The following is a 21,555-nucleotide window of genomic DNA, read 5'->3' as shown; positions in this document are numbered from 1 at the left end:
GGATCAGCTTCCCGTCGGGCGGAAGAACTCGGACGCCGTGCGCAGGAGGATGCTGATGTCCCGCCACAGTGACCAGTTGTCGATGTACGCGTTGTCGAACCGGCAGCGGTCCTCGATGGAGGTGTCCCCGCGCAGCCCGTTGATCTGGGCGAGCCCGGTGATGCCGGTCGGCATCCGGTGCCGCTCGCTGTAGCCGGGGTGCGTCTCGCTGAACTGCACCACGAAGTACGGGCGTTCGGGCCGCGGCCCGACCAGGCTCATGTCGCCGCGGAAGACGTTCCACAGCTGGAGCAGCTCGTCCAGCGAGGTGCGCCGCAGGAACCGGCAGAACCACGGCATGCGGTGCTCGTTGGCGACGCTCCACCGGGTCGCGGACTCCAGCGGGTCGGCCGGACGGTGGGTGCGGAACTTCAGCAGGGTGAAGGGGCGGCCGTCCTTGCCGATGCGCTCCTGCCGGAACACCACACCGCGCCCCTCGCTCAGCCGCAGCCAGACGGCGCAGGTCAGGAGCACCGGGCTGGCCAGCACCAGCAGGACCGAGGAGATCGCGAGGTCCAGCGCGCGCTTGCCGGGGTGCCGCGGGAACGGCGGCGCCACGAGCGGGCGGCAGCGGTAGCCCGCCAGGTACCGGCCCGGCTCGCGCCGCTGTGCGACGTACGGCGACGGCTCGGGGTCCAACTCCCAGATCTCGCACCGCAGTTCGCTGAGGCTGCGCAGCCAGGGCAGGTGGTCGGGGGCGCCGGCGCCGCCGAGGACGATCGCGCGCCGGACCCCGTTCTGGATGACCGCGCGCCGCATGTCCCCCACGGTCGTCAGCACCGGCAGCGGCGCCGCCGGGTCGTCGGCGCGCGGTTCGGCCGCGCCGTCGCTGACGACGCCCACGAGGTTGATGCCGCTGCGCGGGCTGCGCTGGAGCGCGGCCGCGACCCGGACGGCGGTCTGCTCCGGCCCCACCAGGAGCGTGGTGACGGGCCGCCGGGCGAGGGTCGTGCGCCGCCGCCGGTAGACGAGGGAGCGCCCCAGGAAGGTGAGGACGCCCTGCGCGGCGAAGCCGGTGAGCACGGCGTGCGGGGAGACCCGCTCCAGCGGCGGCAGCGTCGCCGCCAGCGCCATCAGCGCACACCACGCGACCGCGAGCCGCCCGGCGACGCTGGGCAGGTCGTCGAGCATGTACCGCTCGTCGAAGCGGCGGTAGAGACCGGCGTTGCGGTACAGGGCCAGGACGAGCACGACGAACCCGGTCACCAGCAGCGGATGCCGCTGTACGGGCGTCAGGACGAGGGTGCCGAGCAGTGCGGCGGTGGCGTCGGTCGCGAGCAGGAAGGCCCGCGAGGAGTGCCCCCGGGAGGGGCCGCCGATGAAGGTGATGCGGTTGCCGCCCGCGGTGCGCTGTGCGATGACGGTGGCGAGCGGGCCGGTGTCGTCCACGGCGTGCCGCTGTCCGGCCGAGGAGGCCATGGTTCGTTCCTGGGTCACGTCGCGATCGGCTCTCTGCACTCGGTGGTCTCCAGACCCAGAAGTTCGCGATAGACGTCCGTGACGGCTCCGGCCGTCCGCCGTACGTCGTGGTGCGCGTGCACATGGCCCCGGGCCTCTTCGCCCAGGGCGCGCAGCGCGTCGGCGTCGTGCAGCAGTGCGGACAGGGCGCGGGCGAGGGCCGCGGGGTCGTCCGGCGGGGCCAGGCAGCGGCGGGCCAGTGGCGGCGGCAGGCTCTCGCGGGCGCCGTCCACGTCCGTGAGGAGCACCGGCTTCCCACAGGCCATGGCTTCCAGCGGAGCCAGCGCTATGCCCTCCCACCGCGAGGGCAGGACGACCAGGTCCGCCGCCCGGTACCAGGGGGCGGGATCGTCGACCGCCCCCGCGAAGCGCACCGAAGGCGGTGCCACGGCGCGCAGCCGGTCCAGGTCGGGGCCGTCGCCGACCAGGACGAGCCGCGCCCCCGGCACCTCGGCGAGCACGTCCGGCCAGGCCTCGACGAGGACGTCCTGGCCCTTCTGCCGGCACAGCCGCCCGACGCACACGACGAGCGGGCCCGCACCGTCACCGGTGTCCGCGGCGGGCCCCTCGGGGCGGAACCGCTCCAGGTCGACGCCGTTGGGGACGAGCCGCCAGGGCGCCCCGATCCCGTGGCGGGTGCCGGTCTCCTGCTCGGCGCGGCTGACGCAGATCAGCCGGGACGCCCAGCGCGCCCCGCGCCGTTCCCAGGTCAGGGCCAGCCGGGCGCCGAGCCCGCCGACCGCCTCGAACGACCAGGCGTGCGGCTGGAAGACGGTGGGGATCCGGCCCCGCACGACGAGCCGGCCGGCCAGCCCGGCCTTGGCGCTGTGCGCGTGGACGATCTGCGGCCGGGCGCGGCGCACGATCCGGGCGAGCCGGCGGCACTCGCCCGGCACCCCGCTGCCCGGCGCGCGCGAGGCCTCCCATTCCAGGACCTCGCAGCCGAGGTCCGCGAGCCGGGCGGGAAGCTCGCCCGAGGCGGGGCAGGCCACCGACACCTGCATCCCGGCGGCGCGCTGCATGCGCACCAGGTCGAGCACCACACGCGCCACTCCGCCGTCGACCGGTTGGGTCACGTGCAGAACGTGCGGCGGCAAGGGTGCGGACGTCACATGCATCGCCTCTTTTGGCAGAACTGAGAGAAAGCGGCTAGGACCGGGCGTCGACGGCGCCGAAGAGCACCCCGGCCCAGGCCGGGTCGCCGCTCGACGCCAGCCGGAAGTCCAGCGCGTCGCCGCCGCGGGCCAGGGCCCGGTCGAGCGGGAACACGTCGGAGTCGTAGCCGAGGGTGTTGTCGTGGTCCGGGACGCGCTCGGGCTGCGTCCCCGGCTGGCTGATCGTCGAGTTGAGGACGTCGTCCGCCGGGTTGGCCCGGTCGGACAGCGCCACCGGCCGGCCACGGCCGGCCGCGACGGTCAGGGAGTCACCGGTCCGGCCGCGGTCGCCGTTGTAGGCGACCAGGCCCGCATAGCCGCGCGCCCCCTCGGCGAACGCGGCCTTGACGTGGATCTTCTTCTCGGAGTGCGCGCGGGTGAAGGTGTCGAAGCCGTCCCGCAGGAACAGATGACGCAGCGGCTCGGACGGCTTCTCGTACGCGGCCACGAGCGTCCACCCGCCCCAGGCTCCGGCGGCGGTCTTCCCCATGGCGACGTTCAGCTGCGCCACGGTGTAGAGGCCGGACCCGCTGCCGCGCACCAGATCGGTGACGTCCGCCGAGGCCTGGTAGGCGTCCGCGCCGTTCGCGACCCGGTGGCCGACCACGGTGTCGGCGAGCACCTGCTTGTACTCGCCCCCGGGCTCCGCGACCAGGACACGGCCGTTGTCGCGCGGGGGCTTCTGCTCGCCGACCCGGAGGTTGCCGCCCCAGTACAGGCGCGCGTAGGTGACACGCGCCCCCTCGGGGACGCGGACCTCCGCCCGGGACGAGTTGTAGGTGTTGGGATCACGGTCGACGTCCGTGTAGAACATGTCGAAGTCGCCGTTTCCGGCCGTCGCGCCCGCCCGCGCCTCGGCGCAGCCCACGCTCTTGGCCGACGCGGCGCCCCGGCACGTGATGGCGGCGTTCGCCGCACGCACGAAACCGCCGTGGAGCACCGCGTCGTAGCGGCTGGTGAACGGAAGGCCGGGCTTCTCCGCCGCGGGCTTCGGCGCCGAGGGGGTCGCCGCCGCCGTCGTCTGGCACAGCGGGGGCAGCACCGCGAGCGACAACAAACCCACCGTCACACGACGAAGGAAACAACCTTTCGAATTACGCACGGCCGGCGTCCCTTTCAGGAATGAGCAGACGCTCTACAGCACCCAGGAAATAAGAAAGTCACACTTATCCAACCGCGCCACGAAGGCCAGACCCCTTGCACAGGGGGCGGCCCACAATAGCGGCCAGAAAGTGAGTTCCACTTCATACACGATGTGTGTTGGAGTTGTGAAATTCCCGGTGCCCCGATGTCGACACTCCGTGATCCACTTCAACGAACCAATCGGTATTCACCCGTTCGGAGCCGCAACTCCTTGGCGAACCGTCCGTTGCACCACGAGCCGGGCGCCTGTCCCGGCCGTAGGGAACGACCCAAGGAGCATGTTCATGTCGCGTACCGCGAAGGCAGTCGTCTTCTCCGCCATGGCCGCCGCCGCCGTGGCCGGCACCGCCGGCATCGCCGCCGCCGACAGCGGCGCGCAGGGTGCCGCCACCAACTCCCCCGGCGTCGCGTCGGGCAACGTCGTGCAGGTGCCCGTGCACGTGCCGGTCAACGTCTGCGGCAACACCGTGAACGTCATCGGTCTGCTGAACCCGGCCTTCGGCAACAGCTGCGTCAACAGCTGATCCACAGAGCCCGACTCTTCCTCAGCCGCCCCTTCCCCAGGGGCGGCTGCTTCGTTTCCTGCCCCATTCGGACGCAGCGGCCGAGGGGCGGCCGCAAAGCCCTCACCAGGCAAGACGGTGCAGACATGAGCCGACCGCGCTCACTCGGAGCGACGACTCGGTTGCAGAGAGCAGTAGGGCATTCCACGGTGATCTCAAGCACCAACACGCCCTCGAAGGGGAAAAAGACATGCCTGCTCTGCCCGTACGGCGCATCGCGACCTCCGCTCTCTGCGCGTCCCTCCTGATCGGTGCGGCGGCACCCGTGTTCGCCGCGGACGCCCGCGACCACGGTGAGCGCGCCAGCCGCACGGTTGTGTCAACCACCGCCGCTCCCGACGCCGCCGCCCTGCTCAATCAGGTCAAGACCCTCCAGGACACCGGCGGCGTCCTGACCCCGGTCACCGGTCTGCTCGACGCCGTCCTCAAGACGAAGGACGGCAAGCTGCCCGCGGACGAGGCCCAGAAGCACGCCGACGCGGTCAAGACCGCCATCGACACCGCGAAGGAGCAGGCCGCCGCGGTTCCGGTGCCGGCGACTCCCGACAAGGCGGTCCCCGACGACGCGAAGGCACCGGCCGACGTGACGGCCGACGCCCTGACCGCACTGCAGTCCGCGGTCGACGCCCTGGTGAAGTCCGCGACGGCCGGCGATGTCGCCGCCATCGCCACGCAGGCGCCCGCCGTCGTGACCGGCCTGGTCAACGTCCTCGCGGCGACTCTGCTGGGCGGCGCGCTCCCGGCACCGAACCTGCCGGGCCTGCCCGCGCTGCCGCAGCTGCCGGCCGCGTCCACGCCGTCGCTCCCCGCGACGCCGTCGCTTCCCGCGACCCCGGCCGTCCCCCAGGCCCCGGCCCTCCCGCAGACGCCGGCCCTCCCCCAGGCCCCCGCCGTCTAGTCACCGCACCCGCACCACACCGCCCGCCCGGGGCAGGTCCCACGACCTGCCCCGGGCGGGTTTTCGACATGCGCACGTTAATTCATATTTACGCCGAGGAACCGTTCTTTCGAGTGGGGATCAATGAACCGGCGCATTCCGGAGTTTCCGTCGGCGAAGACGGTCGTTGAGCAAGCAGAAGCAGAACACCGCACATTCAGAATGCCCTGCGGTGAATATTCCATGCCGATGACGGAATAGTCATCGAGGAAAGGATAAACAATGAAGTCTTTGAAGGCCGCTGCCGTTGTCGCCGGTTCCCTCGTCATCGCCGGTGCCGCCGCGCCCGCCTTTGCCTCGGACCTCGCCCCGACGAGCCTGAACGGCGCCCTGGACACCATCGCCAGCCAGCCGACGCTCGACGCCCAGCCGGTCAGCAGCAACCTGCTCGACCCGAAGGGCGGCGCGGTGGACACCGTGACGGGCGCCGCCGACCAGCTGAACCCGGGCGGCGCCGCGGCCCCCGGCGACCTGCTCGGCGGTCTCCCGCTCGGCGGCTGACCGTCCTGATCCGTTGAGCCGAACGGGGGGCCGAGGGTTTACGCGGGTGTGTCTTTTCGGCAATTCGCGCGGAGCACGCCCCTACGATCCCGGAAAACCCCGAAGGAAGGTTCGCGAAATGAACACTGCCAAGAAGGCCGCTCTTGTCCTTGCCACCGCCGGTCTCGCGGCGGGTGCCGCTTCCGGTGCCGCCTTCGCCGACGGCGGCGCGAGCGCCGAAGGTGCCGCGGTCGGTTCGCCGGGTGTCGCCTCGGGCAACCTCGGCCAGGTTCCGGTCCACGTTCCGGTCAACGTCTCCGGCAACACGGTGAACGGCATCGCCGGCCTCAACCCGGCCTTCGGCAACACCGCCGTCAACGACTGACACGACGTCGCGTCTCCCCGCGCGCGTCGCGCCATGTATCGAAGGCTGGTTCGGAACTCGAAAGGTTCCCGGACCAGCCTTCGGCGTTCTCCGACATCAATTCGAGTGCACGGCGTTCCACCAATGGAGTGACAGCGCCGAATACGACGGCCGCTGTCTCGCTAGGCTTCCTCGGTGACTTCAACGTCGAGTATTGACACCACGTTTCGGGCAGCGGATCTGGGGACACTCGCTGTCATCGCCTGGAGTGGGGAACACGTCGGTGAGGAAGACGACATGCCTTTCCTCCTCGCCTACTCCATGGGGGATTCCCCGGCGGGCCCCGAGGGTTCGGAGGCCGCCGTGCGCGCGCTCCTGCTCAACAACGGGCTGACCGTGGGCACCACGGTCCACGACGGTTCCCGGCATCCCAGCTTCCCGGTCTCGCTGCTCGTCGAGGCGGGCCAGGCCGTCGTCACGATGCCGCTGCTGAACGCCCAGTGCCAGGTGCCCCCCGAGTGGCTGGAGGCAGCCGAGGCGCGGGGCAGCGCGTACTTCATCTTCACCACCCGCCCCTGGCCCGCCGCTCCCCCCGGACAGCCGGTCGCCGAGGGCGAGCTGGAGAAGTTCGCGGGCGCCGAGGAGACCCTGACGGCCGCCGCCCACTGCATCCTGCCCATCCGCCGCATCCGCGGATAGCGCCGCACACACGCGTCCGCGGTGCGGCGGTGGCCGGCCGAATCCTCGACCCGCCCCGCCGCACCGCGGCGCGGTTCTTCCCTGTGGCTCGGTCAGCCGATGCCCAGACCGAGGCCCAGACCCAGGCCGAGGCCGTGGTGGTGCCAGTGGTCGTGGCACTCCCAGTCGCCACCGCACGGGTGGGCGGCGGACACCGACCGGGCGGGCGCCTCGGCGGTGGCGGCCTGCGCGGCACCCGAGAGGGGCACGAGGGCGGCGGCAGCGATCAGGGCGGCCACGGAGGTCCGCCGGACGATCTGCTTCATGAGGGAAGTCCAATCTGTGTTCTTTCGGGACACAAACGACGCTAATGCCGCGATCCGCGCTTGTCGCGCCGAGCGTCACTTTCCGTAACGCTGTGTAATCAGCGCTGCTCGTAGCCACCAGGAGGGTCGCGTGAGCACCACCCACCAGAAGGCGTCCGCCGTTCCGCAGCCCCGGACCGGACCGCAGTCCGACCCGTCGGGGCCGCCCGGCCGGGACACCGCTCTCGGCGTCCTGCTGTTCCTCACCGGAGCCGCCGGGCTGCTCGCCTCGTGGGTCATCACGCTCGACAAGTTCAAGCTGCTGGAGGACCCGAACTTCACTCCGGGCTGCAGCCTGAACCCGGTGGTCTCCTGCGGGAACGTCATGAAGAGCGCCCAGGCGGCCGTGTTCGGCTTCCCCAACCCGATGCTCGGGCTCGCCGCCTACGCGGTGGTGGTCTGCACCGGGGCCGGTCTGCTGGCCCGCGCCGACTTCCCGCGCTGGTACTGGCTGGGCCTGCACGCCGGCTGCGCCTTCGGCGTCGGCTTCGTGACCTGGCTGCAGTTGCAGTCCCTCTACCGCATCAACTCGCTGTGCCTGTGGTGCTGTCTGGCCTGGGTGGCCACGATCGTCCTGTTCTGGCGCGTGACCGCGCGCAACGTGAGCACCGGCGCCCTGCCCGCGCCGCCCGCCGTGCGCGGCTTCTTCGCCGACTTCCCCTGGGTCGCGCCCGTGCTGCACGTCGGCATCGTCGGGATGCTGGTCCTGACGCGCTGGTGGGACTTCTGGACCAGCTGATCCGGCACCCGCGTCAGGAACATGACGGGTGATCGGTTCCGCATCGTCCGTGCACCGTGAGGAGGTAGCGGGCCTTGAACCGCAGCGCCTGCGGGTCCAGCGGCGTCGTCAGCACGTCCGCGACCTCCAACTGGGCCGCCTCGACCACGAATCCGGGCAGATACCGGCGCTCGGACACCGTGATGACCGGGATGCAGCGCATCGGGCCGATCCGCCGCATGTACCGGACGACTTCGAGCCGGTCCGCCCCGGGCCGCCCCAGCGCCAGGACCACCAGGCCCACGCCGCCCCGTATCAGCGTCTTCAGCGCCGCGTCGTTGGAGGAGACACCGGCGGTCGGGACGTCCAGCGGGACGAGCGCGGCCTCCAACGCCTTGATGCCCCAGGCGCATTCATCGATCAGCAGAATTTTCACCTTGCACGACCTCGATCTTTTCCGCCGCGCCGACAGATTGATTGTCCTGCAGATCGGCGGTCCGGGAGGTGCACTATCTGCGGATTAGTCCCGCCGGGGGAATTCTGCACTGATACGCAAGAAGGTTCGTTACCCCTGATGCGTCATCAATCCCGAATGGAAAGAGACAGCATCCGAAATGAGCATCAAGGTACGAGGAACGATCGCTGTGCTGGCCGGCTGCATCGCCGCCGCGGCCGGGGCCACGCCCGCCGTCGCGTCGGCGAACGTGCCCATCGAGGTACCCCTCGGCGGCGTGGAGAGCGCACTGCACATGGACGTACCGGAGCTGCGCACCGCGGCTCCGATCCCGCTGCCCGGGGCTCCCGAGGGACCCCGGTACTCGCAGGACCACGTCCTCCCGCAGGACTCGCTGCCGCGGCTGCCGCTGAGCAGCGAACTGCCCGCCACCGAGGCCGATGTGCCGGTGCCTCAGCTGCTGCCCGCCGAGCACAGCGACCGGGTCGGGCTGAGCACCGGGGGCACCCCCGTGCACACCCTGACGCCGGGCGCCTCCGTGAACCCGCCGCTGAGCGGCCCCCGGCCCGACCGGCTCGGGCTGCCCCAGGTGTCGGCCCCGCAGGCCGCGCTCGGCACCCCCGACGTCCAGGCCGAGCCGGGAGCGGACCTGGCGCTGGGCTGATCCCCCGAGGGGCCGGTCCCCGGCCCCCAGACCTCCAGGAGGACATGGTCGTGAATCCCCAACTTCCCCTGCCCGCGAGCCGGGCGCCGGGCGCGAGAGCGCTGCTGACCCGGCGCAGCGCGGGCCTGGTCCTTCTGGGGGCGCTCTCCACCGCCGCCGCCGTCCTGCGGATGCGTCCCCGGCCCCAGCGGTCCGGCCCCCCGGCCGAGGCCGCCGAGGCGTTCGACGAGATGTACCGGGGACGGCGGATCACCGGGAGCCGGGCCGCCGGGGCGGGCGGCGCCTGGCAGGTCATGGTGGACGACCGGCCGCTGCACCTCATGCGCCGGGCCGACGGCTCGTACCTGAGCATGGTCGACCACTACGACTCGTACGCCACCCCTCTCGCCGCCGCGAGGGGGGCCGTCGCCGAGCTCGGCGGTCAGACGCTCCGCGACCACACCGGGGAGGCGTGAGGGGCGATGGTCCACACCCGGCAGAACCAGAACACGCTCACCAAGGCGCAGAAGCGGCGCTTCGTGGACGCCGTGCTGGCGGTCAAGAAGAGCGGCCGCTACGACGATTTCGTGCGGACGCACATCGAGTTCTACCAAGGGGACGGTGACGGCGGTCTGCGCGTCGCGCACATGGCCCCGTCGTTCTTCCCCTGGCACCGCAAGTTCCTGCTGGAGTTCGAGAGGGCCCTGCAGAAGGTGGACGCGGGGGTCACCGTCCCGTACTGGGACTGGACGGCGGACCGCACACCGGCCGCCTCGCTGTGGGGCGAGGACCTCCTGGGCGGCAACGGCCGCGGCGGCGACCGGCGGGTGACGACCGGGCCGTTCGCACGCGCCCACGGCCACTGGACCGTCACGGTGGCCGTGACCGACGGCGACTTCCTGATGCGGGACTTCGGGCGGCCGCAGGCCCCGGTGGAGCTGCCGGACAAGGCCGAGCTGGCGTCGGCGATGCGGGAGTCCGCGTACGACGCGAGTCCGTGGAACTCCACGGCGTCCAGCGGGTTCCGCAACGCGTTCGAGGGCTGGCCGAGCCGGCTCGGCGACCGCACCTGGTACAACCACAACCGGGTGCACCGCTGGGTCAGCGGGCACATGCTGGGCGCCGGTTCGGTGAACGACCCCGTGTTCTGGCTGCACCACGCCTTCGTCGACCTGTGCTGGTCGCGGTGGCGCGAGCGGCATCCCGACGCGGCGCCCTATCTGCCGGCCGAGCGGCCCGGCCTGGGCGACGCGCAGCGCAAGCGCATCCTGGCCGCGGGCGACCGCATGCCGCCCTGGAACACCCCGATCCGCGACATGCTCGAACACCGGAGCCTGTACCGCTACGCCTGACCGTCGCCGCACGCACGAGGGCCCCCGGCACCGTGTGCCGGGGGCCCTCGTCAGTACGCGTACGCTGCGACGTGTCAGCCGCCGTAGCCCATGTCGCCACCGTCGCTGTTCACGCAGGTGTTGCCGAACGCCGGGTTCAGCAGACCGATGACGTCCACGGTGTTGCCGCAGGCGTTGACCGGAACGTGGACGGGGACCTGGACCAGGTTGCCCGACAGGACGCCCGGCGAGTTGGTGGCAGCGCCCTGGGCGCCCGCGTCGGCCATGGCCAGGCCGGCGCCGCTCATCACCACGGCACCCGTGCCGAGGGCGACAGCGGCTGCCTTCGCGATGCGAGACATCACGTTCTCCTTTTGCTTGGCAGTGCGGCCGCGTGGTCGCAGCCGTCGGCCTGTTCAACGGCCGCGACCCGTCGGCAGTAACGGCTTTTGCGCGGATACATCCTGAAAAGGGAAGCACCCGGCGGCCCTCGTCCCTCAAACGGCGGGTGCCACGGTCCTCCCGTCGTACGCGCCGCCCCGGCACATCCGCACGTCGCCGTCGTCCGCCCAGCGCGGGACGCCGCCGCCGGCGCGGCATTCGGCGGGGGCCAGATAGTCCAGGTCGAAGTGCGGGCGGCGGACGTAGGCGAACCCCGTGTCCGTTCCGCCGGCCGCGGGACCGGCGCCCGCGACCCGCTTGACGCACCGGTAGGCGTCACCGCCGCCGAAGACGCGGAACACGGGGGTGCCTCCGCGCGCCCGGCACTGAGCGGCCGTCAGCAGCACCGGCCGGTCCCGGGTGTCCGCCGTCGCGGGGGCCGCGGTCACGGGGAGGGAGGCGAGGGCCGCCGCTCCGAGCAGGACCGCGCACCGGGTGAGGAACATCCTTGCGTACGCCTTTCCGTCGCCCCTTCCCCACAGTGCTCGCCCGCGGACCCGCGCGCAGGCGGGGAGGACCGAACGGGGCGCCCCGGAACGGATCAGAACCAGACGGACGCCCTGTCGTTTCCCGGGTACCCCGGGTGTCCGGGGAAGTCGCCCGCAGCGGAGGAGGACGTATGAAGGTGGTCTGCGCCGGCGGAGGACCCGCGTCGCTGTACTTGTCCATCCTGTTGAAACTGCGGGACCGCAGACGGCACGTCACCGTCCACGAACGGAACCCCGCCGGGGCGACGTACGGCTGGGGCGTCACCTACTGGCCGGACATGCTCGACACCCTCACGGCGCACGACCCCGAGTCCGCGCGCGCCATCGAGGAGCACTCGGTGCGGTGGACCGACGGCGTGGCGCACGTCGGCGGCCGGACCACCGTCCACCACGGCGACACGGGCTTCGCGATCGGCCGCCACCGGCTCCTCGAGATCCTGGCCGACCGGGCGTCCGGCCTGGGCGTCGAGCTGTCCTACGACCACCCGGTCGCGCCCGGGGACCCCGACCTGGACGGCGACCTGATCGTGGCCGGCGACGGCGCCCGCAGCGCGCTGCGCGACGAGCACGCGGAGCACTTCGGCACCCGGACCGTGCCGGGGCGCAACCGGTTCGTCTGGCTCGGCACGACGCAGGTGTTCCGGTCCTTCACCTTCGCCTTCGTGGAGAGCGGGCACGGCTGGATCTGGTGCTACGCGTACGGCTACGACGGCGAGCACAGCACCTTCATCGTCGAGTGCTCGCCCGCCACCTGGACCGGCCTCGGCCTCGACGCGCTGGAGCGGGACGTCGCCCTGAAGCTGCTCGGGGACCTCTTCGCCGAGCCGCTGCGCGGACACCCGCTGATCGGCCGGACCGACGTGGACGGCCCCGCGCAGTGGCAGCGGTTCGGCACGGTCACCAACCGGACCTGGTCCCGCGGCAATCTGGTCCTGCTGGGCGACGCCGCCCACACCACGCACTACTCCATCGGCGCGGGCACCACCCTGGCGATGCAGGACTCGATGGCGCTGGCGCGGGCCCTGGACGGCGACGCCCCGCTCGACTCCGCCCTCGGCCGCTACGAGCGGACCCGGCGGCACGCGCTGCTGCCGGTGCAGAGCGCGGCCCGGCACAGCGCCGGCTGGTACGAGAACCTGCCGCGCTACGTCGGGTTGCCGCCCGCGCAGATGTTCGCCCTGCTCGGGCAGCGCCACTCGCCGCTGCTGCCGCACGTCCCGCCCCGGCTGTACTACCGCGTGGACCGGGTGGTCAACGGCACCGGCGCCCTGCGGTCGCTGAAGCGGCGGCTCGGTCCGCACCTCGCCCGGTTCCTTCAGAAGGACTGAACGAAGGACCGGGCACCCTTTTTTCATTGCACCGGGATAACGGTCCGTTCTTCCGGCACCCGCACTTCGTTGAGCAGGCCATGGAGATGAAGAGAAACGATCGGACGAGTATGCCGAATCCTCCGTCGGACACTCCGATCTACGAGACCGTGGTGCGCCTGTGGCAGGCCCACGGAAGGACCGTTCCAGCGCCCTCACCAGCGCATCCGGCCCGTCCCGCCCGGCCTTCGCGCGGCTGGGTGCGGGTGGATCCGGCGCCGCACCGGGGTCATTGACCGTCGGCGGGACACGCCCGCCTACGGCTCAATTCGCCGTCCCGCGGGCCCGGCGGCGGTGTGATTGACGCGTCATATTCCCCTCACCTTTAAGGGAGAAACGATGCGTCTTCGCGCATTCGCAGCCGCCACGGTCCTGGCCGGGACCGCGGTTCTGGGTTCCGCTGCCGTCGCCTCCGCGCAGGACGGTCCCGACGGCGCCACCGCCGCCGGGTTCGCCGCGAACAGCCCCGGCGTGCTGTCCGGGAACGTCGTCCAGGTTCCGATCGACGTTCCGGTCAACGTCTGCGGCAACTCGGCCAACGTGATCGGCCTGCTCAACCCGGCGTTCGGCAACGCCTGCGTCAACGGCTGAGCATCGCGAACACGGGCGTGCCCGGGCCTTTCGGCCCGGGCACGCTCATCGCACGCGGCACGCTCATCGCACACGGCGCGCGGGGAACTCGGCGAGGTGCACCAGGCTCTCCAGGGGGCCGCGCCGGAAGCGGGCGGTCCACAGGACGGCCAGCAGCATCGCGCCCGCGATGAAGGCGAGCAGCATCGGGAGGGCCGCCATCGTGTCGCTGTCGGCCGCGGGCACCGACCAGACGTCGGTCAGCAGCCAGAGCGCGACGATGTGCAGGGCATAGACGGTCAGCGCCATGGTGCCGACCGCGGCGACGGGCGCGAGGACCCGGGTGAGCCGCGGCATCCGGTCGACGACGGTCAGGCAGCACGCCAGGACCAGCAGCGCGACACCGGTGCTGCCGAGGACGGAGAACGTGCTCTGGCTGTGCGGCGCCGCCACCAGCAGCCACGCGAGCGGGGTGCTCGCGCCGCCGTAGGGATCGCCCACCGCGTCGGACCACCAGGCCGAGGAGGCCGAACCGCCGTCCGTGGCCGAGGCGATGAGGCTCACCGCGCCGGGCACCAGCCGCAGGGCCAGCCAGGACAGGCCGTAGCCGAGGACGGCGAGGCCCGTGCCGGTCAGGGCCAGCTTGGCGCGGACCCCCGGGCGGGTCAGGTCGAGGCGGGCGACCGCCATCCCCGCGAGCAGGAACGGCGCCCAGGTGAGCGCCGGGTACTCGCCGGTGAACAGCAGCTCCACGAGGCCGTCCGTGCCGGTGATCCGGGCCAGCGGGTCCGCGCTGATGAGTGTGTCCCCCCAGCTTCCCTCGTCGAGGGCCACCCGTATCGCGTAGAGGATCTGCGGCAGGAGCAGTGCTCCGGCGGCGGCGAGGAGCGCGAGTGTTCCGGCGCGCAACCGGTACAGCGGCAGGAGCAGCAGGAAGAGCAGACCGTAGAAACTGAGGATCACGTCGATGGACGTGTCCAGTGCCGTCAGGGCGTAGCCGAGGGCGATGAGCATGACGGCGCGGATCACGACGCGCGTCGTCGCCCGCCGGGCGGGCCGCCCCCTGCGCGGGCGGCGCCTGCCCATGATGAGGACCAGCGAGAACCCGGCGAGCACGCCGAACAGCGTGGCCGAGCGGCCGCGCGCCGCCTCCAGCAGAAAGCCCAGGGGCCCGCCCACCTCGGGGTCGGGGCCGACATGGACGGCGTACATGCCGAACACCGCGAGGCCACGGGCCAGATCGACGCCGACCAGACGCCCTGTCGCGGTCCGGGCCGAGGTCGGTTTCGGAGTCGGGGGAGAGGCGGCGGCGGAGGAGAGAGGAAAGGGGACCGCCGCCGCCTCGCGCAACGCCGCATGCGGCGGGACCGGAGAGCCTTCGTCTGTCATGGCTCCCAGGGTTCACGCGGCGGCCCCCCGCGCCCCACCCGCCGACCGGCCGAAGCCGCCCCCGCCGACCGGCCGGATCCCTGCCGTCCACCCGTCCGCGTACCGACGGACACCGCAGACGGCCGCCCGCGCGCGTGGTACGCATCGGATGACGGCACATGGCGAGCGGAGCGCGCATGATCCGGGTTCTGGTGGTCGACGACGAGGCACTCGTCCGTACGGGCTTCACGCACATCCTCGACGCCACCGAGGGCATCGAGGTGGTGGCGGCCGTCTCCGGCGGCCAAGCACTCGCGTCCGTACGGGAGTCGGAGCCGGACGTCGTGCTCCTGGACATCCGGATGCCCGACGTGGACGGGCTGACCGTGCTGGACGAGCTGCGCCGGCTCGACGACCCTCCGGTGGTGGCCATGCTGACCACCTTCGACGCCGACGAGTACATCGAGGCCGCGCTGCGGTCGGGCGCCGCCGGGTTCCTGCTCAAGGACACGGATCCGGAGCAACTGCCGTACCTGATCCGCACGCTGGCCGAGGGCGGGACCGTGCTCTCCTCGCGGGTGACGCGCACCGTGGTGAACGGTTTCCTCGACCAGGGCGGACGCGAGCCGGGCGCCGCCCTCCTCGTCGGCCGGCTGACCGGACGGGAGCGGGACGTCCTGGTCCTCATGGCCGAGGGGCTCGCGAACGCGGACATCGGCACCCGGCTGCACCTGAGCGTCGGCACGGTCAAGGGGCACGTCAGCGCGCTGCTGGAGAAGCTGGAGGTCGGCACCCGGGTGCAGGCGGCGCTGCTCGCCGAGCGCGCCGGAGTCCTCTGGCCCGACCAGGACCGGGACGGCCGGTGAAACCCTCCGACGCGGTGCTCGTGGCCGCCGCCCTGGCGGACGTCTGGGTCAACGTCGACGGCGAGGACCACAGCGCCATGGCCGCCGCGCTGCTCGGGGTGGCCGCGCTCACCGTGCGCCGCAGGCGACCGCTCCTCGTCTTCGCGCTGACCCTGCCCAGCGCCCTGCTCACCGACGCGGTCTTCGCCACCCTGGCCGCGCTCTACACGCTCTCCTCGCTCGCCCGGCACCGCAGCCTGCTGGTGTGCTGCGCCCTCGCGTTCACGGTCTGCGACTTCATGCCCTGGCCGTGGTCGACCCTGGAGACCGGCGAGCTCGGCCGGACCCACGCCCTCGTCAACATCACCTACACCCTCGCCACGGCCGCCGCCCCCGTCTTCCTCGGCCAGCTCGTCCAGGCCCACCGGGAGCTCTCGCTCCGCCTCGCCGAGATCACCGAGGCCCGCGAGCACCAGCAACTGCTCACCTCACAGGCCGTGCTGGCGAAGGAGCGCGCCCAGCTCGCGCGGGAGATGCACGATGTCGTCTCGCACCAGGTCAGCCTGATCGCGGTGCAGGCCGGGGCGCTCCAGGTGGGCAGCCGGGACGCCGACGCCCGGGCCGCCGGTGCCACGATCCGGCGGCTCAGCGTCCAGACCCTCGACGAGCTGCGGCACATGATCGGCGTGCTGCGCGCCTCCGGCAGCCGCCCCACCGAACTCACCCCGCAGCCCTCCCTCGCCGACCTCCACCAGTTGGTCGGGGCCAGCGGGATCGAGACGGAACTGGTCACGAACGTCTCCGGCGAACTCCCGCCGAGACTCCAGCGCGCCGTCTACCGCACGGTCCAGGAAGCCCTGACGAACGTACGCAAGCACGCGCCCGGCGCCACCGCCACGGTCCGCATCCAGCACCACGGCCCCCGGCTCCGCGTCACCATCACGAACACCACCCCCACCCGCCCGGCCCTGCGGCTGCCCGGCGCCCACCACGGCCTGATCGGCCTGGGCCAGCGCGCCGAGCTCCTGGGCGGCAGCGTCACGTCCGGGCCGACGTCCGACGGGGGGTTCGCGCTGCGGCTCGAGCTGCCGACGGGGAGCCCCGGCTGAGTTCCGCCGCGGTCGGCTTTGCCGAGTTCAGGTGTGGGGGGCGAGGCGGAGGCCGCCGGTGATGACGGCGCGGGCGACGTCCGGCAGCGCCTGGTCGTGACGCCAGGCGTGGGCGCGCAGGCGAAGCAGGGCGTCGTCGATGCCGATACCGAGCTGGACCGTGAGGATGCCGGCGGCCTGGTGGACTTCTTTGCGGTGGAGGTCGGCACCGCCCGTTCCGGTGACCATGGCGTGGGGTGGGGTGTGCAGGAGCAGGTCCAGGGCGATGCGGGCGAAGCGGGCGATGTCCTGGCGCTGACGTGTGGGCAGGGGGCCGGGCGTGGTGCGGTAACCGGTGAGGACACCGGCGGTGGCGACGCCCAGGAGCAAGGGGCGGGCGACGACGGCACGGGCCGGGGTGCCGCAGGCGGCCGGGGCGAACAGGGGCCAGCGATCAGCGGGTACGGCGTGCAGGTCGGTTTCGGCGATGATCCGACCGGTGCGGGCAGCGTCCAGGGTGGGTCCTTCGCCGAGGGAGTACTGCAGGTCTTCCAGAGTGCGGCCGAGCGTGTCGACCGGATCGAACCACAACAGTTCCGGTGGGCCGCGGGTGGGCAACAGGCTCAGTGTGACGCCGTTCAGACGCAACAGGCGTGCGGCGTCGGCGGCCTGGGCAACGGACAGGTCGGCTCCGGCGCGGGCGGCCTGGCGCAGGCGCTGTAGGAGTCCGGGGAAGTCGTCGCGGGCCATCACTCATCTCCTCGAGGCTGTAGCGGGTGCCCGGCCGCAGCCAGCGAGCGCCGCGTCACCGAGTGGGGTCGAGTAGCTCGGTGGGCACGTCGCCCCGGGCTATCCGGGCTGACAGCTCGGTGAGTTTCTGCTGCCTCGATCGGGCGTGGGCCCGCAGACGCTCGAAAGCCTCGTCCATGCTCAGCTGGAGGCGGGCGGCGAGCACGCCCTTGGCCTGTTCGATGACCAGACGGCTGTCCAACGCCCGCTGCAGCTGGGCGAGGACCGTGTCCTTGTCGGCCAGTTGCTGCTGGTGGGCCAGGGCCACGGCAGCGGCGTCGGCCAGGAACCGAGCCAGCCGCAGATCCCGCGCGCTGACGTCGGCCGGGCGGGTCATCATCAGGTTCATGGCGCCCAGGTACATCTGGGGCAGGCACAGGGACACCGCGGCGACCGCTGTGATGCCCGCCCGGCGGGCGTAGGGCGCGAAGCGCGGCCAGCGGAGACTGCCCGGCGGTTCGGTCAGCGACAGCACCGGCAGCGGTCGGCGGGCACGGGCACTGTCGAGGCAGGGGCCCTCCCCCAGAGCGGACTGCCCCCGTTCCAGGGCCAGGCACACTTCGTCCGAGGCGGTGACGTGGACGGGCTCGCGGGTGTTGCGGTCCAGGAGGGTGACTCCGGCGCAACGCACCGGCAGCAGCGCGACCACCTGGCCGGTCAGGTCGTGCAGCAGTTCGAGCGGATCGAAGTCCATGGGGCGGTGGGCGAGAACGAGGACGGCATCCGCGATGCGTGTTTCGCGGTCGGTGGTGGACATGCGGCGCCTGCCGGTCGGCCGGCTTCCGCCTGCCGACGCCGACGAGGTCCGGGCCTGCGGGGCGCTGGCGAAAAAGGGAGGCGACCTCATCGGAAGGCCCGGTCGTGCCCGCTGACGGGCAGTGCTTCAGCTCGCCCACTTCCTGAGTGCGCCCGTCGAAAGCCACCTCATCGCCGGATCCTGCCGGCCTGCGACGGCCTTACGGTACGAACGGCAGTTTACCCGCGCAGCAGAGGACGGAACAGGCAAGTACCCAGGTTTCTCAGGGCCGTTGCCGGGTCTTCCGGCACCTTGCCCGACTGAGCGACATCATCGCCCGCCGGCCGCATCGCCTCGAGGACCACCGGAGCCCCACGGCGGGCGGGCGAGCAGGGCACGGGCGAGGTCCACGACGGACACCTGCTGCGCCCGTGCCCGGACACGCAGCCACTGAAGAGCCTCGTCCACACCGATGCCCCGGGTCGCGGCGACCACCCCGGCGGCGATATCGACGTCGTCCTGGTCGGCGGTGGCCCGCACCCGATCAATGATGTCGTCCTCCATGTCGGCCAACAGCACCAACGTCGCGATCTGGGCGAACGCCTCCGCCTCGACGGGCGGCTCGATGCCGACGGCGGACCGGCGCTCCCGGTACAGGGTGAGGGTGCCGAGCGTGGCGGTGGCGGTGCACAGGGGATAGGCGAAGGCGGCGCCGGCACCGAGGCCGCCCGCGGTCTCGGCGAACAAGGGCCACGCGGCGCCGGACCGGTCGAGGTCGGACACGAGCACCGGCTCACCGGTGTCGAACGCGGCCACCGACGGCCCCTCGCCGGTGACGTACTGCGACTCCTCCACACGCCGGGCCCACGGGGAACTGCAAGCCAGCTCCATCGGGACCAGCCCGCCACCGTGCAGGGTGATCACGGCGGCGTCCGTACCGGGCAGGTCCCGCACGGCGGCATCGCAGACCGCGTCGGCGCAGCCACCGGAAGGGGCCTGGCGAGTGGCGTGCACCACGGCGTGCCACAACGGCTGGGCGGACCCCCCGTGCGACGCGGCGCGGGCCCGAACCGAATCACCCGGTATCGCCTGCCCGGCGGCCACCTCCCGGGCAGCGCGCTCGTACCGGGTGACGGCCAGCATCGCCCGGCGCACCAGCGCGGAGGGCTGCCGTGCGCGAGCCCCGGCAGCACCGTTGCCGGCGCCGCGCAGCACCTCGTACACCGATGTCACGTCCTCGACGTGGTGCAGAGCGCCCACCACGCGGCCGTCGGCGTCGGTCAGGGGGGAGTTGACCGGGCTCCAGATCCTGCGGCGGAAGATGTCGGAAGCCCGCGGGCCCGGGATGTTGTAGGGCTGGATCCCCATGTCATCGGGTGCCCTGCGGCTCAGCACCCGCTCCAGGGAAGCGGTCAGGTCACGCACGCCGGTCGCGCTGGCGTCCCTGGGATCGTCCGGAAACGCGTCGAACATGAACGCGCCGATCAGTTCGTCCCGCGACCGCTCGGTGGCACGCAGATACGCCTCGTTGGCCCCCCGGATGCGCCACTTCGTATCGAGCACCAGATACGGAGCCGTGGTCACCGTGAACAACCGGCTCCCGGACGTAGCCCTCAGCACCTCATGCACCGGCACTCACCCCCAGCCGGCCTTGAGCCCTCCACGGGTGCCTATCCGCAGGGTAGCTCTCCGTGCAAGGCAACGCGCCCCCCTGCAAGGACAGAGGCGATGAGGCCAACGAAGAAGCGCCCGAGCCGACCGAAGCCGACCCGAGCGCCAATGAGCAGGTCAGAGAGGGTGACCCCGCTCCTTCACCCGTAGACCGTGTGGGACTCGAACCCACAACCAATGGATTAAAAGTCCACTGCTCTGCCAATTGAGCTAACGGTCCACGCGCCGGCCCGCGCCGACGCACCCCCGAGCATAGCCCGCCGGGCCCGGAACACCGATCGGGTATCGGTGTTCCGGGGCGGGTCAGGAGCGGTTGAGGAACCAGTGCCGGGCCGAGACCAGCCACCACACGCCCGCGAAACCGAGCACGACGAGCACCGCGACGGGCGCGTAATTGAAAGTCTCCCAGGTCACCGGGGAGACCTGCGGAAGCATGAAGAGGATCGTGATCACGGCCACCCAGGTCACGGCGATCACGCCCACCGCACCGGACCAGCGGCCCAGGTGCCACGGCCCGCGTTCGAACGCGTCGCCCTTGCGCAGCCGCAGCAGCGTCGGGATGACGTACGCGATGTAGAGGCCGATGACCGCGATCGACGTCACCGCCGTGTACGCCGTGACGTTGATCAGATACGGCAGGCCCAGCACCAGCGCGCCCGCCGCCGCCAGCCACACCGCCGCGACCGGCGTCCGGGTGCGCGGGCTGACCGTGTGCCAGACGCGGGAGAACGGCAGGGCGCCGTCGCGCGAGAAGGCGTAGATCATGCGGGAGTTGGCGGTGACGGACGCCATCCCGCAGAAGAGCTGGGCGCCGATGACGACGAGCAGCAGCAGCTTGCCCGCCGTCGCGCCCAGCGCGTCGAGCAGGATCTGGGCCGGGGGCGCGCCCGTCGGCGATTCGAGCGCGCCGTTGTACGACTGGATCGCGAAGGTGAAGCCGAGGAGCAGGACGAATCCGGCGATCCAGGACGTCCAGATCGACTGGACGATGCCCTTCGGGCCCGCCGTGGACGCGTCGTGCGTCTCCTCGGTCATGTGGGCGGAGGCGTCGTAGCCGGTGAAGGTGTACTGCGCCATGAGCAGGCCGATCAGCACGACGTACACGCCGCTGCCCCAGCCCGTGTTGTTCACGAACTCGCCGAAGACGAACGACGCCGACCGGTGGTGGTCCGGCACGAAGGCCAGGGCGCCCACGATCACCGCGACCCCCAGCACGTGCCACCACACGCTGACGGAGTTCAGGAAGGCGACGATGCGCACGCCGAAGGTGTTGAGCAGGCCGTGCAGGACCAGGATCGCCGCGAAGAGCAGGATGGTCCGCCCCGGCGTCACCTCGAAGTCGAACTGGAGGTTCAGGTACGCGCCCAGGAAGGACGCCGCGCCGAAGTCGATGCCGGCGGTCACGGCGACCTGCCCGAGCACGTTGAACCAGCCGGTGAACCAGGCCCACGCGGCCGCGCTCTTCTCCGGCGCCAGCCGGTGCGCCCAGAAGTACAGCCCCGCCGAGGTCGGATAGGCCGAACAGATCTCGGCCATGGCCAGCCCCACGAAGAGGGTCATCAGGCCGACCGCGACCCAGCCCCAGGTGATCAGCACCGGGCCGCCGGTGTTCATGCCGAACAGGTACATCGTCAGGCAGCCGGAGAGCACCGAGATGATCGTGAAGGACACCGCGTAGTTCGAGAACGCGGACATCCGGCGGGCCAGGACCTGCGTGTACCCGAGCTGGGCGAGACGTTCCTCGTCGGAGCCGGGCGGCGCCGGGGGCGATGCCGGTGTCGGGGGCGGTTTCAGGTCAGCGGCGTCGCCGTCTTCTCTTGTCATGCCCCCAGCAATTCCCTTGCCGGGGGCGCGACATGCTCCTG

General features: G+C 72.0%; 25 protein-coding genes and 1 tRNA gene. 13 read left to right on the top strand and 13 right to left on the bottom strand.

What is annotated here, in order from left to right; translation table 11 throughout:
* Positions 1-3: 3 nt before the first annotated feature.
* From ABZ930_RS20250 to ABZ930_RS20240, 3 genes are read right to left on the bottom strand one after another with little or no spacing between them, the layout of a single operon-like run.
* A complete protein-coding gene (locus ABZ930_RS20250) occupies positions 4-1,476 on the bottom strand; it encodes a sugar transferase (RefSeq protein WP_361549533.1) in 1,473 nt (490 codons plus the stop codon).
* Positions 1,473-2,615 (bottom strand): glycosyltransferase, encoded by a 1,143-nt coding sequence (locus ABZ930_RS20245; protein WP_361549531.1) that lies wholly within the window; start codon positions 2,613-2,615, stop codon positions 1,473-1,475. The genes ABZ930_RS20250 and ABZ930_RS20245 overlap by 4 nt, the downstream gene beginning before the upstream one ends.
* A 31-nt stretch (positions 2,616-2,646) precedes the next feature.
* Positions 2,647-3,753 (bottom strand): DUF3344 domain-containing protein, encoded by a 1,107-nt coding sequence (locus tag ABZ930_RS20240; RefSeq protein ID WP_361549529.1) that lies wholly within the window; start codon positions 3,751-3,753, stop codon positions 2,647-2,649.
* A 325-nt stretch (positions 3,754-4,078) separates the two neighbouring features.
* On the opposite strand from ABZ930_RS20240, the gene ABZ930_RS20235 reads away from it, so the two are divergent.
* The 5 genes from ABZ930_RS20235 to ABZ930_RS20215 all read left to right on the top strand — a co-directional run bounded on the left by ABZ930_RS20235 (position 4,079) and on the right by ABZ930_RS20215 (position 6,837).
* On the top strand, positions 4,079-4,318 hold the full coding sequence (locus ABZ930_RS20235) for a chaplin (RefSeq protein ID WP_361549527.1): 240 nt from the start codon (positions 4,079-4,081) through the stop codon (positions 4,316-4,318).
* A gap of 229 nt (positions 4,319-4,547) precedes the next feature.
* Positions 4,548-5,255, top strand: coding sequence for a hypothetical protein (locus tag ABZ930_RS20230; RefSeq protein ID WP_361549525.1), 708 nt, complete (start codon positions 4,548-4,550; stop codon positions 5,253-5,255).
* A 261-nt stretch (positions 5,256-5,516) separates the two neighbouring features.
* Positions 5,517-5,795, top strand: a complete 279-nt coding sequence (locus tag ABZ930_RS20225) for a hypothetical protein (RefSeq protein ID WP_361549523.1) — start codon at positions 5,517-5,519, stop codon at positions 5,793-5,795.
* A 118-nt stretch (positions 5,796-5,913) separates the two neighbouring features.
* Positions 5,914-6,159: a chaplin gene (locus tag ABZ930_RS20220; RefSeq protein ID WP_111667584.1), complete on the top strand. Its 246-nt coding sequence runs from the start codon at positions 5,914-5,916 to the stop codon at positions 6,157-6,159.
* Between the two features lie 174 nt (positions 6,160-6,333).
* Positions 6,334-6,837 (top strand): DUF5949 family protein, encoded by a 504-nt coding sequence (locus ABZ930_RS20215; RefSeq protein WP_361549521.1) that lies wholly within the window; start codon positions 6,334-6,336, stop codon positions 6,835-6,837.
* Between the two features lie 92 nt (positions 6,838-6,929).
* Here the strand turns inward: ABZ930_RS20215 and ABZ930_RS20210 are convergent, their stop codons facing one another.
* The gene (locus ABZ930_RS20210; RefSeq protein WP_361549519.1) at positions 6,930-7,142 is read right to left on the bottom strand and encodes a hypothetical protein; all 213 of its coding nucleotides are present in this window, start codon (positions 7,140-7,142) and stop codon (positions 6,930-6,932) included.
* A 232-nt stretch (positions 7,143-7,374) separates the two neighbouring features.
* Here ABZ930_RS20210 and ABZ930_RS20205 point away from each other — a divergent pair, with 232 nt between their 5' ends.
* Entirely contained in the window at positions 7,375-7,920 is a 546-nt protein-coding gene (locus ABZ930_RS20205) for a vitamin K epoxide reductase family protein (protein ID WP_361549598.1), read from the top strand.
* 13 nt (positions 7,921-7,933) lie between these two features.
* On the opposite strand, the gene ABZ930_RS20200 is transcribed toward ABZ930_RS20205, so the two are convergent.
* Positions 7,934-8,335 carry a response regulator gene (locus ABZ930_RS20200; protein ID WP_361549517.1) on the bottom strand — a complete coding sequence of 134 codons (402 nt, stop codon included), beginning with the start codon at positions 8,333-8,335 and terminating at the stop codon, positions 7,934-7,936.
* Between the two features lie 178 nt (positions 8,336-8,513).
* On the opposite strand from ABZ930_RS20200, the gene ABZ930_RS20195 reads away from it, so the two are divergent.
* From ABZ930_RS20195 to ABZ930_RS20185, 3 genes are read left to right on the top strand one after another with little or no spacing between them, the layout of a single operon-like run.
* Positions 8,514-9,017: a hypothetical protein gene (locus ABZ930_RS20195; protein ID WP_361549515.1), complete on the top strand. Its 504-nt coding sequence runs from the start codon at positions 8,514-8,516 to the stop codon at positions 9,015-9,017.
* A gap of 44 nt (positions 9,018-9,061) precedes the next feature.
* Positions 9,062-9,472 (top strand): tyrosinase family oxidase copper chaperone, encoded by a 411-nt coding sequence (locus ABZ930_RS20190; RefSeq protein WP_361549513.1) that lies wholly within the window; start codon positions 9,062-9,064, stop codon positions 9,470-9,472.
* A 6-nt stretch (positions 9,473-9,478) separates the two neighbouring features.
* On the top strand, positions 9,479-10,348 hold the full coding sequence (locus ABZ930_RS20185) for a tyrosinase family protein (protein WP_361549511.1): 870 nt from the start codon (positions 9,479-9,481) through the stop codon (positions 10,346-10,348).
* A gap of 74 nt (positions 10,349-10,422) precedes the next feature.
* Here the strand turns inward: ABZ930_RS20185 and ABZ930_RS20180 are convergent, their stop codons facing one another.
* Positions 10,423-10,689 carry a chaplin gene (locus ABZ930_RS20180; RefSeq protein WP_361549509.1) on the bottom strand — a complete coding sequence of 89 codons (267 nt, stop codon included), beginning with the start codon at positions 10,687-10,689 and terminating at the stop codon, positions 10,423-10,425.
* A 135-nt stretch (positions 10,690-10,824) separates the two neighbouring features.
* On the bottom strand, positions 10,825-11,214 hold the full coding sequence (locus tag ABZ930_RS20175; RefSeq protein WP_361549508.1) for a hypothetical protein: 390 nt from the start codon (positions 11,212-11,214) through the stop codon (positions 10,825-10,827).
* Between the two features lie 173 nt (positions 11,215-11,387).
* On the opposite strand from ABZ930_RS20175, the gene ABZ930_RS20170 reads away from it, so the two are divergent.
* Complete coding sequence (locus tag ABZ930_RS20170) at positions 11,388-12,584, top strand: FAD-dependent monooxygenase (RefSeq protein WP_361549506.1); 1,197 nt, start codon at positions 11,388-11,390, stop codon at positions 12,582-12,584.
* 378 nt (positions 12,585-12,962) lie between these two features.
* On the top strand, positions 12,963-13,214 hold the full coding sequence (locus tag ABZ930_RS20165) for a chaplin (RefSeq protein WP_111667573.1): 252 nt from the start codon (positions 12,963-12,965) through the stop codon (positions 13,212-13,214).
* A 63-nt stretch (positions 13,215-13,277) separates the two neighbouring features.
* Here the strand turns inward: ABZ930_RS20165 and ABZ930_RS20160 are convergent, their stop codons facing one another.
* Entirely contained in the window at positions 13,278-14,582 is a 1,305-nt protein-coding gene (locus ABZ930_RS20160) for a DUF418 domain-containing protein (RefSeq protein ID WP_361549503.1), read from the bottom strand.
* 176 nt (positions 14,583-14,758) lie between these two features.
* Here ABZ930_RS20160 and ABZ930_RS20155 point away from each other — a divergent pair, with 176 nt between their 5' ends.
* Together ABZ930_RS20155 and ABZ930_RS20150 are read left to right on the top strand one after the other, a co-directional pair.
* Complete coding sequence (locus tag ABZ930_RS20155) at positions 14,759-15,427, top strand: response regulator transcription factor (RefSeq protein ID WP_361549501.1); 669 nt, start codon at positions 14,759-14,761, stop codon at positions 15,425-15,427.
* Positions 15,424-16,515, top strand: coding sequence for a histidine kinase (locus tag ABZ930_RS20150; RefSeq protein WP_361549499.1), 1,092 nt, complete (start codon positions 15,424-15,426; stop codon positions 16,513-16,515). The genes ABZ930_RS20155 and ABZ930_RS20150 overlap by 4 nt, the downstream gene beginning before the upstream one ends.
* A gap of 27 nt (positions 16,516-16,542) precedes the next feature.
* Here ABZ930_RS20150 and ABZ930_RS20145 read toward each other — a convergent pair whose 3' ends face one another.
* The 5 genes from ABZ930_RS20145 to ABZ930_RS20125 form a co-directional block, all read right to left on the bottom strand.
* Positions 16,543-17,244, bottom strand: a complete 702-nt coding sequence (locus tag ABZ930_RS20145) for an ANTAR domain-containing protein (RefSeq protein ID WP_361549497.1) — start codon at positions 17,242-17,244, stop codon at positions 16,543-16,545.
* A gap of 55 nt (positions 17,245-17,299) precedes the next feature.
* Positions 17,300-18,040, bottom strand: a complete 741-nt coding sequence (locus ABZ930_RS20140; RefSeq protein ID WP_361549495.1) for an ANTAR domain-containing protein — start codon at positions 18,038-18,040, stop codon at positions 17,300-17,302.
* Positions 18,041-18,349: 309 nt separating this feature from the next.
* Positions 18,350-19,603, bottom strand: coding sequence for a PAS domain-containing protein (locus ABZ930_RS20135; protein ID WP_361549493.1), 1,254 nt, complete (start codon positions 19,601-19,603; stop codon positions 18,350-18,352).
* A gap of 234 nt (positions 19,604-19,837) precedes the next feature.
* A tRNA-Lys gene (locus ABZ930_RS20130) sits at positions 19,838-19,910 on the bottom strand.
* Positions 19,911-19,993: 83 nt separating this feature from the next.
* Entirely contained in the window at positions 19,994-21,514 is a 1,521-nt protein-coding gene (locus ABZ930_RS20125; protein ID WP_361549491.1) for an amino acid permease, read from the bottom strand.
* Positions 21,515-21,555: the final 41 nt, after the last annotated feature.

Source organism: Streptomyces sp. NPDC046716, assembly GCF_040645755.1.
Classification (GTDB): Bacteria; Actinomycetota; Actinomycetes; order Streptomycetales; family Streptomycetaceae; genus Streptomyces.
Note: the sequence above shows the minus strand (reverse complement) of the source record. Positions and strands in the feature narration are given on the sequence as shown.